The sequence below is a fragment of the Mycobacterium sp. genome, assembly GCF_040509115.1.
Lineage (GTDB): Bacteria > Actinomycetota > Actinomycetes > Mycobacteriales > Mycobacteriaceae > Mycobacterium.
Genome location: NZ_JBEVLO010000463.1, coordinates 1 through 14,519, shown reverse-complemented (window position 1 = coordinate 14,519; position 14,519 = coordinate 1). Strand labels below are relative to the sequence as shown.

Genomic DNA, 14,519 nt, shown 5'->3' with positions numbered 1-14,519 from the left:
CGCCTACTGGACCGAATTCCTGCGCGCCCTGCACGAGGTCGACCCGGACATGCTGGTCAACATCGAGCACGAGGACACCGAGCTGGGGCGCATCGAAGGGATCGCGGTGGCGGCGGAGGTGCTCAAGGCCGCGAATGCGGCACTGCAGGACGCCACTGTGTGATCGCTCGGACCCTGGGCCTGATCACCTGCGGGCCGCTCGGCCAACCGGCTCCCAGGTGCCCGTTCGATGCTCATCCGTCGGCCGTGGAAGCCTGGCGGCCCTTTCGACGTTGCGACAAGGACCGTATGACGACATACGGCACCCACCGCATCCCGAGGGGCACCATGGCCACCTTCGACATCACACCGACCGGACCCGTGCGCGTGGGCGTTGCCGCCGGGACGGACGTCCGGGTGGACGGCGCCGGCGAGTTCGTCCGCATTCGGGCGCACGATCTCAGCGACGCCGCTCGGCGGGCGGCCTCTGTCCGCTATGACCGCCCCGGCGTCGACGTCCTGGTCGACATCGAGGTCGTGATCGCCCGCGATGCCCGGACCGCCAGGAAGACGATGAGCGAAGCCGACGGCCGCGGTGGCGGGGACACTCTCTCGTACGTCGGAACGCCGACGGGCTTGGTGGGGTTGATCAACGACATCCATGGTTTGGGCATTGCCGACGGCGCCGTCCTGATCCCTCTCGCCGATTCGGGTGTGCTCGCCCTGCTCCGCCACCAGGTGCTCCCTGAACTACGGGGGCCGAGGGGCGACGTCAGGCAGTTGCGACCGGCGTGAGCGTGCCGGCGGGCTCCCCGTCCCAGCGACCCTAGGGAAGCCGCCCCTCGACGAACACGCTGTTCGGCACCGGCGCGTCGACGTCGCTCGGGAGTGTGCGGCCGTAGCTCGCCAACAGATCGTCGGAGGTGATGGCGGTGACCTTCCAGCCATGTGCGCCAAGCCAATCGGTGACCTCGGTCCGTTTCCCCTCGTAGAGAAGTTCGCCGATGTCGGTTCCGGCGTCGCTGCCGAGCTTCTCCGCAACTTCCCGGTACTTCTCCATCTGTTCCTTGCGCTGGGCGATGCTCTCGTCGCTGAAGAACTCACCCGTGAAGGCCTCGACCGCAACCCGGCTGCCCGGAGCGCTCAGCGACTGGATGCGGTCGAACAGGAGGTCCTGCGCCTCCGGCGTCAGGTACGGAAGCAGCCCCTCGGCCGACCACGACGTCGGCGCGGCAGGGTCGAAGCCCGCGTCCACCAACGCCTTCGCCCAGTCTTCGCGAAGGTCGATGCCGACGTCGACCAGCCGGGCGATGGGCTCGACACCGTGGGACTCCAGCGTCTCGAGCTTGAATGCGAGCACCTTGGGCTGGTCGATCTCGTAGACCACACTTCCCTGAGGCCAGGCCAGTCGCCAGGCCCGTGCGTCGAGCCCCGATGCCAGGATGACGGCCTGACGGACGCCGTCGGCGGCCGCGGCGAGGAAGAACTCGTCGAAGAACTTGGTGCGCGAGCCGATGTAGCTCTTCATCGCCTCGGTGCGCTTACCGAAGTCGGGGTCGACCTCGACCAGCTCGGCAGGCGGTTCGTCGCTGAGATAGATCTTCCAGATGCCATCGCCAGCCGCATTCAGGAACAGGCTCGCGAACGGGTCGTCGATGAGGGGGTTGGAGCTCCTGGTCTCGGCCGCCCTGCCTCCGGCGACGCCGAGCGCGGTGACGCCGACGCTCTCGTTGATGTCCCACGTGTCGTTGTCGGTCCTGGCCATTGATCGCTTCCCTCCGCCGTCGTTACCTAGCTCCACTATCGATTGTGCCCGTGGAACCTGGCAACAAGACCTGGGCCCCCGTCCGACGCCGGTCGGATCAGGCCAGGCGCGACGCTTGCCGGAAGCTCTCCAGCGCCGTCGAACGAGCGATGCGCAAACCATCGACGACCGGAGTGCCACGGTGCTCGGCGGAGATGATCTCGACCCCCCACGGCCCGTCATACCCGGCATCGATCGTGCGCCGGATGAAGGTGGCGGTATCGAAGTCGCCACGGCCACAATAGGTCCGGTGGTTGATGGTGTCGTCGACGACGTCCATCACTGTCTTGTTGGTCCTTGCGAAGCCATCGTCGACTTCCACGGCGATCACTCGCTCGATGGGCACGACCTTCCACAGATCGTCATGCGACAGACCCGTCTTGTGGGTGTGCCAGATGTCGATCATCAATCCGGCGGCTGGGCTGTCCGAGCTGGTGACGACTTCCACGGCCTCGGCGGTGGTCCGCAGATGCGAGAACGGCGTGGCTTCCAAAGCCAGCAGAACTCCGGCGTCTGCGGCCTCGTCCGCGAGGTCGCGGAAGGCGCTGGCCATCGTGGCCAACGGCAGCGGGTCGTCGGTCAGTCCGGCACCGATCTTGATGTGACGAGCATCGAGCGCCGTAGCCGCCTCGAACAACTCGGCGCGCAACAGATCGGATGCTGCCCGCACTTCCCCGGTGGCCCACCAGTCGTTGAGGAATTCGACCTCCACGATGCCGATGCCGGCGTCGCGAATCATCCTGGACAGTTCCGCGTACCCGATGGTGTCACGGGCCTGGACGAGGTCGGCGTGGACCAACCCGATTCCCTGCCAACCAGTGTCGGCGATGGCCGTAATGCGTTGGGCCAACGAGACCGGACTGGTCTCGTCCTCGCGCAGTGGCGCAGCGTTGCCCGCGCTGGTCCAGCAGGTGGCGATCAACGCTGGGCTGATGGCGTCCGCGACGTCATTCGTCATGCCGAGCCCACTTCGATCTCGGCGCCGTGCTGCGTCTCCGAGCGGTAGCACGCGTCGACGATGCGAGCCACGGTCAGCGCGTCGGACACCGGCGACACGATCGGCGCCTTGGTGCGGATGCTATCGATCCATCCACGCATCTCGGTGTAGAAGTTGCTGATGTTCTCCAGCTCGGGCAGTTCGGAGAACCTGTTGAGCTCGGTCCTGGCGAACGGTGGGGTGAAGTAACTCTGCGTCCACTCGGTCCAGCCTGCGGGGTAGCCCGCGCGATCCGCGTCGACATAGACGCGCAGCCGTTGCGGCAGGATCCCGACCTCGATCATGCCGGCGGTGCCATAGATCGTGATGCACGAACTCTCGAACCACTCCAAGTGGTCGTGGCCGTCGAAGTTGAAGGTGATCGACATGTCCGGGTAGTTCAGCAGGGCAGCTGCGGAGTCCTCGCGACTCTTCTCGTCGGACAGCTTGGGGGACTTGTGCACCCGGGCATTGACCGACTCCGGGGCTCCGAACACCCGGACCAGGGAATCGAGGACGTGGCAACCGAGAATCCACAGCACCCCGCCCATGTCTGCGGGCTGGTTGAGATGCTGGGTGAGGTGCTCGCCCGCCAGCGCTGCTCCGCGGGCGGACGCCGTCACCACGTCGCCGATCAGCCCGGATTCGATCAATTCCTTTGCTCGGGTTACGGATTCAGCCAGTCGGACGTTGTATCCGACCTGCACGACGAGATCCGCATGGGCGGCCTCGGCTTCGCGCAGCGTGACGAGATCGTCCACGGTGCCTCCGCCGGGCTTCTCCACGACGACGGACTTTCCGGCGGCGAGGGCAGCCACGGTATGGGGCACCATGTCGCGACTCTTGGAATGGACCATGACCGCGTTGATTCGTGGGTCGCCGAGGATTTCGTCGACGGTCCGGGCTTGCAGGTCATACTTGTCGGTGAAGTACTGCAGACGCGAATCGTCGTCGGCGGCCGCAACCACCTCCACCCCGTCGATTTCCCGCAGGGCGCGCACCCGCGCAGAAGCGTGCGGATGGGTGATGCCGAGGAGGCCGACCACTATGGGATCAGACATCATCGTCTCCTTCGTTTCAGGGCTTCGACGTTTCTGGGGGCTTCGACGTTTCTGGGGGCTTCGCCTGTTCTGAGGACTACGTAACCGTTGGCGTCGCCACCGATGCCGCGATCGCGGGATGAGCGAGTCGATTCGCGGCGGGGACCGAGTCGCAACCGAGTCGGTCTCACCTAACGGACAACGTGTCCAATTGTTGCATGTGACACATCACGGGTCAAGTGGCGATGCCATCACACCGGGCGTGCCTACCGAGGGAGCGCTGGTTCGCCGGTACGTTCACCACGCGGGGGTTTGAACCCGAGGTATTGCGACAGCTCGAGGGCACCGGCGCGGACCAGGTCGGTGACCGACGGGGCGCCGTCCGCGGTCTCCGCCAAGACGCCCTCGCGCAGGCCGCTGACCGACAGTGAAGCTGCCACTGAGCCTCGGTCGTCGAAGATGGGCGCCCCGACGGCGGCAATGCCGGGAGTGACGGTGTTGTCGCTCACGACGAAGCCGGCGTTGCGGATGACCTCGAGTTCGGCGTACAGCGCCGAGCGCGAGATGTCGCGGCCCAGGTTCTCGGCGAGTGCGGCAATGGCGGCGTACTCCTCCCACCCCTCGCGGTCCTCGAAGGCCAGCAGTGCTCGCGGTGCCGCGCCGACGTGAAGCGGCAGTGACCGACCCAGCCTCAGGACCCGACTGTTGACGCGGATGCCGTCGATGCGCTCGATGCACACCGCACGGGTGCCGTGCCGCACGCACAGGAAGGTGGTTTCACCGGTGGCCTCGTGAATGCGCTTCAACACCGGCAGGGCGGCACGGCGGATGTCCAGGTGGCGGGTCAGGTCGCTGGCCAGCGACAGCACCTTGCCGCCGACGCGGTACGCACCGCGGTGCCCGATCTGCTCGACCCAGCCGATGTCGGCCAGCGTGGCGAGCATGCGGTAGACCGAACTGGCCGGCTCGTCGATCAACTCCGTGAGCCGGGCCGACGTCGCGATGCGTTCTTGCGCCAGCGCCTCCATGAGCGCCCCGGCCTTGACCACCAGGGACGGAGCCCGCGTGGCCTCTGCGCCGGCGTCGTGCGCCGGGGTGTCGGCGCCACCCACCGGCCCCAGGGTCGCCGTCGGTGCGGCCATGGCCTCGGCGATCTGCTGGGCGGCCGATTGCAGGACACCCGCGGCGGTCGACTCCTGCCGCAGGACGCCGACCCGCAGACCTGCCACCGAGATCACGGCCGCGGTGTGACCGTCGGCCCGTCGCACCGGGACCGCAACCGCGGCCACCCCCTCGACGAGTTCACTGTCATCGACGCTCCAACCACGGGCCACGATCTCCTCGAAGTTGTCCTGGAGCGCCTCGGCACTGGTCGGGGTCTTCGAGGCGAAGGACTCGAAGGGCGCGGCGGCCAACAGTTCTCTACGAACGTCCTGGGTGGCGAACGCCATGAGGGCGGACGACGCCGCACCCGCGTGGCGCGGAAGCATCCGCCCCGGGCCTAGGTCGAGCATGTCCACCGCGGTTCCGTCGACGTGATCCAGGCACAGGACTCCGTTGGCATGTGGTACGCAGAAGTACACGTTCATGCCCAATTGGTCACGCACCCAGCGCAACTGCTTTCGCAGGTTGTGTCGGTTGACGAACGACTCGACTGCCGCATCACTCCACCTGAGCACGGCGGGGCCCAGCTCGAACCGACCATCTCCCGCCGTGCGTACGGCCTCGATCTGCTCCAAGGCGGCCACGATCCGATACACCGACGGGCGCGGCTCCGAGGTGGCCTTGGCCAACTCGGCGGCAGTGAGAGCCCCCCACCGGGCGAGCTCGTCGACGATCTGGCCCGCCTTCCCGAGTAACTGAATGGCGTTCACTGGCCTCACTCTTTCGTTCACTCCTGAGCCTGGGCGGTCATGGGAATCCTGGTCCATCGGGCGCTCGCGTGCCGGTCACGCCGGCTCGAGCCGACCCTGGAGGACCCGGGACCACGATCCCCCTTGCACGCGAGACGTCGGTCACGTCCACTGAAGACAGTTGCGTGGATCACCATGATGAGCTCTAATAGTACTAGATGAACAGAGTGTCCGACAGGTGGAAGCAGATTGTCGCCTGGACCTCATCACACCGTCCGGGACCATCTGACGGTGCCCACGTCAACAGCCCCGACCAACGGCGCCGTCGGACCGCGTGCCAGCGCTGACCCACCCTCGGCCAGGAGATCACCACCGATGACCTTCGACTTTCGCTACGAAGCCCTCCCGATGCGGGTCCGCTTCGGCACCGGTTCCGTGGCGTCGTTGCCCGAGGAACTCGACGAGATCGGGCTGCGCCGGGTGTTGGTGTTGTGCTCGCCCGGCCAGGAGGACGCCGGTGAGCTCGTGGCCTCGGCCCTTGGCGAGCGTAGCGTCGGCGTACGTGCCGATGCCGTCATGCACGTGCCCGCGCAGGTCGCCGAACGCGCGCAGGCCGAGGCCGTCTCGCTGGGCGCCGACGGTTGCGTCTGCGTGGGAGGCGGATCGGCGATCGGACTCGGCAAGGCCATCGCGCTCAAGCACGGTCTGCCCATCGTGGCCGTGCCCACCACATACGCCGGTTCGGAGATGACCCCGGTGTGGGGCTTGACCACCGACGGGCGCAAGGAGACCGGGCGGGATCCAAAGGTGTTACCGCGCAGCGTCGTCTACGACCCCGAGCTGACGATGAGCCTGCCGATCGGCATGTCCGTCACCAGCGGACTCAACGCGATGGCCCACGCGGTGGAGGCGCTGTACGCACCCGATGCCACCCCGGTCATCTCGCTGATGGCCGAAGCGGGCGTACGCGCCCTCGCCGCGGCCCTGCCCGTCGTCGTCGAGGACGGCGCCGACGTCGAAGGACGTCAACTCGCGCTCTACGGAGCGTGGATGTGCGGCGCCGCACTGGGAGCGACGACGATGTCGCTGCACCACAAGCTGTGCCATGCACTCGGCGGAACACTCAACCTCTCCCACTCCGACACCCACAGCGTCGTACTCCCCTACGCCCTTGCGTTCAACGAGCCCTACGCACCCGCTGCGGTCGACGCCCTGACCCGGGCGCTCGGGGTGGACGCGAGCCCGGCAGACCGGCTGTGGCACCTGTCGCGGGAACTCGGCGCCCCCCGTTCCCTCGCCGAACTGGGCATGCAGGAATCCGACGTCGAACGCATTGCCGAGGAGGTCACCAGCCGGTCCTACGGCAACCCCCGACCGATCACGCGTGAATCCGTCCGGGATCTCCTGTCTGCGGCGTGGGCGGGCCAGTGGCCCCCCAGCCAGGCGTCCGCCGCATCGTGACGACCCACCCACCATCAGCAGAGGCGTGCCAATGACGATGAAGCGAGAACTCCTATGAGCCAACAAGTCTCAAGCCAAGAGGGCTCCACTCTCCTCGACGGGGTGAGTGTCTCGGACCGTCAGGGCGAGATCGAGGAACACCTGACCCGCACCGTCATGGGGTCGTTCGACGGCTGCCAAGACGAGCGCCTGACGTTGCTGATGACGGCACTGGTCCGCCACTTGCACGCGTTCATCCGCGACGTCCGCCTCACCGAGGCCGAATGGAACACCGCGATCGAATTCCTGACGGAGGTCGGGCACATCACCGACGATCGTCGCCAGGAGTTCATCCTGCTCTCCGACGTCCTGGGTGCCTCCATGCAGACCATCAACGTCAACAACGTCGCCCACGGCGATGCCACCGAGGCGACCGTGTTCGGCCCGTTCTTCACCGAGAACTCGCCGCGCATCGATCAGGGCGGCGACGTCTCCGGCGGTGCCTCCGGAGAACCCTGCTGGGTGGAGGGAACGGTGACCGACGTCGACGGGCAACCGATCCCCGACGCCCGGATCGAGGTGTGGGAAGCCGACGAGGACGGCTTCTACGACGTGCAATACGACGACGACCGGGTCGCGGCCAGAGCGCATCTGTTCAGCGACCACGACGGTCGATACCGCTTCTGGGCCCTCACCCCCACGCCCTACCCCATCCCTCATGACGGACCCGTCGGCCGCATGCTGGCCGCCACCGGCCGTTCCCCGATGCGCGCATCGCATCTGCACTTCATGGTCGCCGCGCCCGGCCACCGCACCCTGGTCACCCACATCTTCGTCGCCGGCGATGAACTCCTCGACCGCGACACCGTCTTCGGGGTCAAGGAATCCTTGATCACCGACTTCACGGAGCAACCCGCAGGCACCCCCACCCCCGACGGACGCGACCTCGCCCAGCACCCCTGGTCCCGCGCCCGCTTCGACATCGTCCTCGCCCCCGACACGGCAATGGCGTCCCCGGCCTCCCCGTGAATCCTTCGGCGATTCGGTTACCGACGAATGGTGGGGCGGTGACACGACTCTTCTTCACGCTCTTGGCCTTACGGCTCGTCAACGCCTAGTACGGACCCGCGGCGGCCGCGCCGCACGACAAAGGAGTCAATCGCATGACTACACACGCAGCCTCGGCGGCTGAAGACAAACTCCCGCCACTCGATGATGGACCGCACCTCAAACGGATCGGGCTCATCTCCATCGTTGCCTGTCTGGGCGGTCTGCTGTTCGGCTACGACACCGGTGTGGCCAATGGCGCCGAAGGGCCGATGGCCAAGGAGCTGGGGCTCTCCCTGCTTCAGCTGGGCGTCGTCATCAGCTCGCTCATCTTCGCCGCCGCGCTCGGTGCGCTCATCGGAGGCCGACTCTCCGACGCCATCGGACGCCGGAAGACCATCCTGGTGCTCGCCGTCCTGTTCTTCGTCGGCGTCCTGTTCGTCGTATTCTCACCGGCCGGACCCGAGCCGGGTACGTTCTCCGCCACCGGATTCGGTGTCCTGGTCACCGGACGCATCATCCTCGGCCTCGCGGTCGGAGGAGCCTCCACGGTCGTGCCGGTATTCCTCGCCGAACTGGCCCCCTTCGAGATCCGCGGTTCGATCACCGGACGCAACGAGCTGGCCATCGTCTCGGGTCAGCTCGCCGCCTTCGTGTGCAATGCGATCATCGGCACCGTGTGGGGTCACATCGACGGGGTGTGGCGCTTCATGTTCGGCGTCTGCGCCCTGCCCGCAGTCGCGCTGTTCATCGGCATGCTGCGGATGCCCGAATCGCCACGATGGCTGGTCGAGAAGGGCCGCCGCGACGAAGCGCTCGCAATCCTCAAGACCATCCGTCCCGAGGATCGTGCCATCGCCGAACTCGGCCAGGTCGAACAGATCGCCGAAGAAGAGAAGAAGGAGCACGTCGTTGGGATCAAGGCCATCCTGAGGAACAGGTGGCTGGTTCGCATCATCCTCATCGGCATCGGGGTCGCCATGACCCAACAGCTCACCGGAATCAATTCGATCATGTACTACGGCACCCGGGTGCTCGAGGAATCCGGCATGTCCGAGAACCAGGCGATGCTGGCCAACATCGCCTTCGGAGTGGTCGCGGTGCTCGGTGGCATCATCGCGCTGCGCAACATGGACCGGCTGGACCGGCGCAAGACCTTCCTCATCGGACTCTCGTTGACGACCACGTGCCACTGCCTCGTCGGTGTCGCCTCGATGCTGCTGCCAGCGGGCAACCCGGCACGCCCGTTCGTGATCCTGGCTCTGGTCACCGCATTCGTGATGTCGATGCAAACCTTCCTCAACATCGCCGTGTGGGTGTGGCTCGCCGAGATCTTCCCACTCCACATGCGGGGACTGGGCTTTGGGATCTCGGCCTTCTTCGGTTGGACCACCAATGGCTTCCTGGCGCTGTTCTTCCCATCCCTCGTCGCGGGCATCGGTATCACCGGATCCTTCTTCCTCTTCGCCGCCATCGGCGTGGGCGCCCTGGTGTTCGTGTACACCCAGGTGCCCGAAACCCGCGGTCGTTCCCTGGAGGCGCTCGAAGAAGTCGTCACCACCGGCGAGATCTACGTCGGCATGCGCCGCTGATCCACGACGCGGCAGCACGCCGCGCTGCCGTACCGTTGACACGTTCCCGGCGTTCGCGCCGAAACGGTCGATTGCGGTCTTCGCCAGCCGGAAGGAGGCACCGCCGTGGCGCTGATGGCAGGCTTCACGATCGCCGACCGCTTCCGGCTCAAGCGGCTGATCGGCGTTGGCGGAACCGGCTGGGTGTGGGAGGCCAAGGACCTTCACACCAAGGAGCTCGTCGCTCTCAAGGTCCTACGCGATGACGTGTCCGAGGACGTCGTCACCCAGGCAAGATTCCGTCGCGAGGCGGATACGATCGCGGCCCTCGACCATCCCGGGATCGCCCGCTTCGTCGATTACGGCCACTTCACCGACGACGTGGTCATGCCGGGACAGACGATCACCTATCTCGCAACCGAATTCATTCCCGGTGAGCCCCTCGATGCCGTCATCCACAAGAACGTCAGGGTGCCGCTCGAACGGGCCCTCGACATCTTGGAGGGCACCTCGCGTGCTCTCGGGCACGCGCACGCCGCCGGCGTCGTGCACCGCGACGTCAAGCCGAGCAACATCCTGGTCATGAAGAACGGCACCGCCAAGCTCACTGACTTCGGTATTGCGCGAATCAGCGGTGAGGCCACGTTGACCCACGCGGGCATCGTCATGGGAACAGCCCACTACGTGTCACCGGAGCAGGCACTGGGCGACGGGGCCACCCCGGCCAGTGACGTCTACTCCCTCGCCGTGGTCGGGTACGAGATGATCACGGGCAGAAAGCTCTTCACCGGTGACGGTCCAGTTGCCCTGGCCACCAGCCACATCGAACACGAACCCGACCCGCTTCCCGACGAAGCAGGCGTCCGCATCCAGGCTCTCATCGCCCGCTCGCTTGCCAAGGACCCGAGTCGACGGCCCCAGGACGGGTTGCAATTCGCGCGCGAGATCGCCGCGGCGCGACGACCGGAGACGGCTGGATTCGACGGCGGTGCGGAGCAGGTCGGTGGGCCGGCCGCCGAGGCCCCAAGCTTCGTGGTTCGTCGCAGGCCCCGCCTCAACGAACGGTCGGTCCCGACCATCGAAATGCCCATCGCCGAGAGCGTTCCCGCCATCACGAGGGTGAGCCGACGGCTGAAGAAGTTGCGTCGTAAGTAGATTCCACCGCGAGCCGTGGTGAAACCCATACTCGCGCCGGCTGCTCGCTCGTACGCACAAAACCCCGCCGGCCGTTCGGCCGACGGGGTTCTGAGATCGGGACGTGGATCCGCTACTTGCGGCCCAGCTCGTGGGACAGCGCCTGCAACTCGTCGCCACCGGCCATCTGCTGAGTCAGATGCTCGAGGTCGATCTCGTCGTAGGTGCAGTCCAGCTTCTGGCGCCCGCGGTTCAGCAGCACGAAGTGGTCGCCCACCATGTGCGCGTGGTGCGGGTTGTGAGTGATGAAGATGACGCCGAAGCCCTGCTCCTTGGCCGCGGTGATGTAGCGCAACACCACACCCGACTGCTTGACGCCCAGTGCGGCCGTTGGCTCGTCGAGGATGAGCACGCGGGCTCCGAAGAACACCGCGCGGGCGATTGCCACGCACTGACGCTGACCGCCCGACAATGACCCGATGGGGGCGTCGACGTCGGGCAGGTCGATGCCCATCTTGTGCAGTTCGGAGATCGTCGTCGCGCGCATCGCGTTGATGTCCAACGACTTCAGGATCCCCTTCTTTCGCAGCTCCTGGCCGAGGAAGAAGTTGCGCCACACCGGCATCAGCGAGACCACCGCGAGGTCCTGGTACACGGTGGCGATGCCGCTGGACAGCGCGTCCTTGGGCGACTCGAAGGTCATCGGCTTGCCGTCGACCAGCAGCTCGCCCTCGGTGGGCTTGTGCAGACCGGCGATGATCTTGATCAACGTCGACTTGCCTGCGCCATTGTCTCCGAGCACGCCGGTCACCTGCCCCGCACCCACCCGGAGGTTGATGTCCTTGAGCGCGATGATGTTTCCGTAGCTCTTGCCAACGCCCTTGAGCTCGACGAGCGGTGCACCGCTGCCATCGCCGCCCGACGGGGTCTCGGCTTCGGGCTCCTTGATCAGAGTGGTAGCCATTGACTGTCTCCTTTCGCCCTAGTGCTTCGCCGCGTAGTTGCGGAACGCGTTGTTGGCCACGACCGCGAAGAGCAGCATCGCGCCGAGGAAGAACTTGAACCAGTCCGGGTTCCAGCCCGCGTAGACGATGCCCTGGTTGGTCATGCCGAAGATGAACGCGCCGATCAGGGTGCCGATCGCCGTGCCATAGCCGCCGGTGAGGAGGCAGCCACCGATGACGGCGGCGATGATGTACAGGAACTCGTTGCCAACTCCCTGGCCGGACTGAATCGTGTTGAACGAGAACAGCACGTGCATGCCGACGAACCAGGCCGCGAAGCCGACGAACATGAACAGGCCGATCTTGACCTTGTTCACGGGAACGCCGACCGCGCGGGCGCTGTCGAGGTTGCCGCCGACGGCGAAGATCCAGTTGCCGATGCGCGTCTTGAACAGAACATAGGTGGCAATCGCGGTGAACAGAACCCACCACAGAACCGAGATGCTGATGCCGACGCCTCCGATGTTGAAGCGGTGGGCGAAGAACCAGGCGGCGGAATCGAACCCCTGGATGTCGGCCACGTTCGACGACGCCACCTGACCGGTTATTAGCTTGGTGACCGCGAGGTTGATGCCGGTGAGCATGAGAAACGTACTCAGTGTGATGAGGAACGAGGGAATCTTGGTCTTCATCACCAGGTAGCCGTTGAGGAAGCCCACCGCCAGCGAGACGACCAAGGCGAGTGCCGCACCCACCCACATGTTCAGGTGCAGGTTGTAGGACAGCATCGACGCCGCCAGGGCGCTGGTCGTGACGGCGACGCCTGCGGAGAGGTCGAACTCGCCGCCGATCATCAGCAGTCCCACGGCAACGGCCATGATGCCGATCGTCGAACTGGCGTAGAGCACCGTGGCCATGGCCTCGGGGCTGCGGAACGGCGGTGCGACGAGCGCGAAGAAGATGAAGATGCCGATCGCACCGATCAGTGCACCCATTTCGGGGCGAATCAGCAGCCGCTGCATACGGTTCTGCTCTTTCACCCGTTCGTCGGTGACGACCTTGTGGGTCCCGAGGTCGAGGTCTGCTTGGGTAGTCATGAGGTGTCTTTCGCTAGGCCGATACTCAGCGGGTGCCCGCCGAGGCGAGCTCGGCGACGGAGTCGATGTTGGCGGCGTCGATGAACGAAGGACCGGTCAGGACCGCCTTGCCACCGCCGATCACGTTCTTGTTGGTCAGGTAGAGCCACAGCGAGTCGACCGACAGGTAGCCCTGGAGGTAGGGCTGCTGATCGATCGCCCACTGCACGCTCTTGTCCTTGATCGCGGTCACCAGCGCTGCGTTGGTGTCGAACGTGCCGATCTTGGCTGCGCTGTTCGAATTCCCGACCGACTTGACCGCCGTCAAGGCGATGGGAGCGCCCAACGTGACGATGTAGTCGATGCTGGGATCCTGCTGCAGCTTGGCGGTGATGGTGGCCTCGACCGACGGCAGATCCCGGCCGTTGACGTTCAGGTTCTCCACGGAGCCGCCGGTGAAGCCCTTCTTGACGCCGGCGCACCGTGCCTCCAGAGCAACAGATCCCTGCTCCTGGATGACGCAGATGACCTTCTTGGCGCCCTCGGCGGCCAGGCGCTGCCCTGCCGACTCACCCGCGATCGACTCATCCTGGCCGAAGTACTCCAGCGCGCCCAACTGGGCGAACTGGTCGATGCCCGAGTTGAACGCGACGACCGGAATGTTCTTGCCGACGGCGGCCTTCACGGCCGGGGCCAAGGGATTTGGCTGAGCCAGCGTGACGGCAATTCCGTCGACGTCGCTGTCGACGGCGTTCTGGACGAGGTTGCCCTGTTCCGGGCCCTCGGGATTGCTGGAGTACTTCAGCTCGATGTTGTCCTTGGCTGCGGCCGCCTCTGCGCCCTTGCGGATCAGGTCCCAGAACGTGTCGCCGGGCGCTTCGTGGGTGACCATCGCGATCGTGTACCGCGGCGTGTTGACCCCGCCACCGGTGCCGCCGCCGCCACCGCCGCTGCTCTCGGGTGCGCCACCGGTGCTGGAGCACGCCGCCACCATCAGGGAGGCGGACACGAGTGCGCCGACCATCAAGGGAACGCGCTTGGTCCGCGGTGACGGGGCGTCGGTCTCGGCGCGCCGCGAGCCTGATCGGAACTTCATGGGTACTCCCTTTCGAGTGGAGCCTGAGCGGAACTTCTGACTCCGGCCAGTAATGGTCATCGCTACTTCCCCGTTGATGTAATACGCATCACACGCAGAAGTCAATAGTTTGTTCGGACATTAGGACTGCAGGTCAAATGTTTGCTGAAACAATCGACCTTGGCCGAGCGGCAATTATTTCGGAATCAACTGTCTCACAACGTCTTTCGTGACAGCTAACCGGTCCATGCCGCCCAACCGGAACCCGAGCGACGCCAAGCGTCGTCCTCGGTTCGAGGGCAGATCTCGGCCCCCAAGGCGGGCCAGGGGCACCGAACGGCAGCTCAGCGCCCTCATCCGAGGCGAGTCGGCATCGTTCAGCGGTCGACGAGCGTGGTTTCGAAGTAGTACCGCGACGCGCGGTAGCAGTGGTCGCCGAACTCGACTGCCTTGCCAGAATCGTCGTAGGCCGTGCGACTCATGGACAGCAGCGGCGCCCCGGCCTTCTCGGTCAACAGACGGGCCTCAGCCCTGGTGGCGGGCCGTGCGCCGATCCGTTGCCTGGCCAGCCGGATGTGCA

Annotated in this window: 13 protein-coding genes and 1 pseudogene; 6 read left to right on the top strand and 8 right to left on the bottom strand. The window is 65.9% G+C overall.

The window, feature by feature from the left end:
• Positions 1–163: pseudogene (locus ABW137_RS31700) on the top strand (sugar phosphate isomerase/epimerase); the annotation flags it as partial.
• A 125-nt stretch (positions 164–288) separates the two neighbouring features.
• On the top strand, positions 289–774 hold the full coding sequence (locus tag ABW137_RS31695; RefSeq protein ID WP_526406195.1) for a hypothetical protein: 486 nt from the start codon (positions 289–291) through the stop codon (positions 772–774).
• 31 nt (positions 775–805) lie between these two features.
• Here ABW137_RS31695 and ABW137_RS31690 read toward each other — a convergent pair whose 3' ends face one another.
• The 4 genes from ABW137_RS31690 to ABW137_RS31675 all read right to left on the bottom strand — a co-directional run bounded on the left by ABW137_RS31690 (position 806) and on the right by ABW137_RS31675 (position 5,673).
• Positions 806–1,744, bottom strand: coding sequence for a class I SAM-dependent methyltransferase (locus tag ABW137_RS31690; RefSeq protein ID WP_526406193.1), 939 nt, complete (start codon positions 1,742–1,744; stop codon positions 806–808).
• Positions 1,745–1,841: 97 nt separating this feature from the next.
• Positions 1,842–2,741 carry a sugar phosphate isomerase/epimerase family protein gene (locus tag ABW137_RS31685; RefSeq protein WP_526406191.1) on the bottom strand — a complete coding sequence of 300 codons (900 nt, stop codon included), beginning with the start codon at positions 2,739–2,741 and terminating at the stop codon, positions 1,842–1,844.
• Positions 2,738–3,820, bottom strand: a complete 1,083-nt coding sequence (locus ABW137_RS31680; RefSeq protein WP_526406190.1) for a Gfo/Idh/MocA family protein — start codon at positions 3,818–3,820, stop codon at positions 2,738–2,740. Before ABW137_RS31680 ends, ABW137_RS31685 begins: the two co-directional genes overlap by 4 nt.
• 245 nt (positions 3,821–4,065) lie before the next feature.
• Positions 4,066–5,673 (bottom strand): IclR family transcriptional regulator, encoded by a 1,608-nt coding sequence (locus ABW137_RS31675; RefSeq protein ID WP_526406188.1) that lies wholly within the window; start codon positions 5,671–5,673, stop codon positions 4,066–4,068.
• A 354-nt stretch (positions 5,674–6,027) separates the two neighbouring features.
• On the opposite strand from ABW137_RS31675, the gene ABW137_RS31670 reads away from it, so the two are divergent.
• From ABW137_RS31670 to ABW137_RS31655, 4 genes are all read left to right on the top strand, one after another.
• A complete protein-coding gene (locus tag ABW137_RS31670; RefSeq protein ID WP_526406186.1) occupies positions 6,028–7,113 on the top strand; it encodes a maleylacetate reductase in 1,086 nt (361 codons plus the stop codon).
• A gap of 54 nt (positions 7,114–7,167) precedes the next feature.
• Complete coding sequence (locus ABW137_RS31665) at positions 7,168–8,121, top strand: hydroxyquinol 1,2-dioxygenase (RefSeq protein WP_526406184.1); 954 nt, start codon at positions 7,168–7,170, stop codon at positions 8,119–8,121.
• Between the two features lie 134 nt (positions 8,122–8,255).
• Entirely contained in the window at positions 8,256–9,731 is a 1,476-nt protein-coding gene (locus ABW137_RS31660; protein ID WP_526406182.1) for a sugar porter family MFS transporter, read from the top strand.
• A 114-nt stretch (positions 9,732–9,845) separates the two neighbouring features.
• Positions 9,846–10,865 (top strand): serine/threonine-protein kinase, encoded by a 1,020-nt coding sequence (locus tag ABW137_RS31655; protein WP_526406198.1) that lies wholly within the window; start codon positions 9,846–9,848, stop codon positions 10,863–10,865.
• Positions 10,866–10,977: 112 nt separating this feature from the next.
• Here ABW137_RS31655 and ABW137_RS31650 read toward each other — a convergent pair whose 3' ends face one another.
• The 4 genes from ABW137_RS31650 to ABW137_RS31635 all read right to left on the bottom strand — a co-directional run.
• The gene (locus ABW137_RS31650) at positions 10,978–11,808 is read right to left on the bottom strand and encodes an ATP-binding cassette domain-containing protein (protein WP_526406180.1); all 831 of its coding nucleotides are present in this window, start codon (positions 11,806–11,808) and stop codon (positions 10,978–10,980) included.
• A gap of 18 nt (positions 11,809–11,826) precedes the next feature.
• The gene (locus ABW137_RS31645) at positions 11,827–12,885 is read right to left on the bottom strand and encodes an ABC transporter permease (RefSeq protein ID WP_526406178.1); all 1,059 of its coding nucleotides are present in this window, start codon (positions 12,883–12,885) and stop codon (positions 11,827–11,829) included.
• Between the two features lie 25 nt (positions 12,886–12,910).
• A complete protein-coding gene (locus ABW137_RS31640) occupies positions 12,911–13,888 on the bottom strand; it encodes a substrate-binding domain-containing protein (protein ID WP_526406196.1) in 978 nt (325 codons plus the stop codon).
• A 428-nt stretch (positions 13,889–14,316) separates the two neighbouring features.
• Positions 14,317–14,519: UTRA domain-containing protein (locus ABW137_RS31635; RefSeq protein ID WP_526406176.1), on the bottom strand; the 203-nt coding region annotated here is incomplete at its 5' end.

Coding starts and splice junctions, on each gene's coding strand:
- ABW137_RS31640 (WP_526406196.1), bottom strand. CDS start 13,888: ATGGTCGGCGCACTCGTGTCCGCCTCCCTGATGGTGGCGGCGTGCTCC.
- ABW137_RS31695 (WP_526406195.1), top strand. CDS start 289: ATGACGACATACGGCACCCACCGCATCCCGAGGGGCACCATGGCCACC.
- ABW137_RS31650 (WP_526406180.1), bottom strand. CDS start 11,808: ATGGCTACCACTCTGATCAAGGAGCCCGAAGCCGAGACCCCGTCGGGC.
- ABW137_RS31645 (WP_526406178.1), bottom strand. CDS start 12,885: ATGACTACCCAAGCAGACCTCGACCTCGGGACCCACAAGGTCGTCACC.
- ABW137_RS31690 (WP_526406193.1), bottom strand. CDS start 1,744: ATGGCCAGGACCGACAACGACACGTGGGACATCAACGAGAGCGTCGGC.
- ABW137_RS31685 (WP_526406191.1), bottom strand. CDS start 2,741: ATGACGAATGACGTCGCGGACGCCATCAGCCCAGCGTTGATCGCCACC.
- ABW137_RS31670 (WP_526406186.1), top strand. CDS start 6,028: ATGACCTTCGACTTTCGCTACGAAGCCCTCCCGATGCGGGTCCGCTTC.
- ABW137_RS31660 (WP_526406182.1), top strand. CDS start 8,256: ATGACTACACACGCAGCCTCGGCGGCTGAAGACAAACTCCCGCCACTC.
- ABW137_RS31655 (WP_526406198.1), top strand. CDS start 9,846: ATGGCAGGCTTCACGATCGCCGACCGCTTCCGGCTCAAGCGGCTGATC.
- ABW137_RS31665 (WP_526406184.1), top strand. CDS start 7,168: ATGAGCCAACAAGTCTCAAGCCAAGAGGGCTCCACTCTCCTCGACGGG.
- ABW137_RS31680 (WP_526406190.1), bottom strand. CDS start 3,820: ATGTCTGATCCCATAGTGGTCGGCCTCCTCGGCATCACCCATCCGCAC.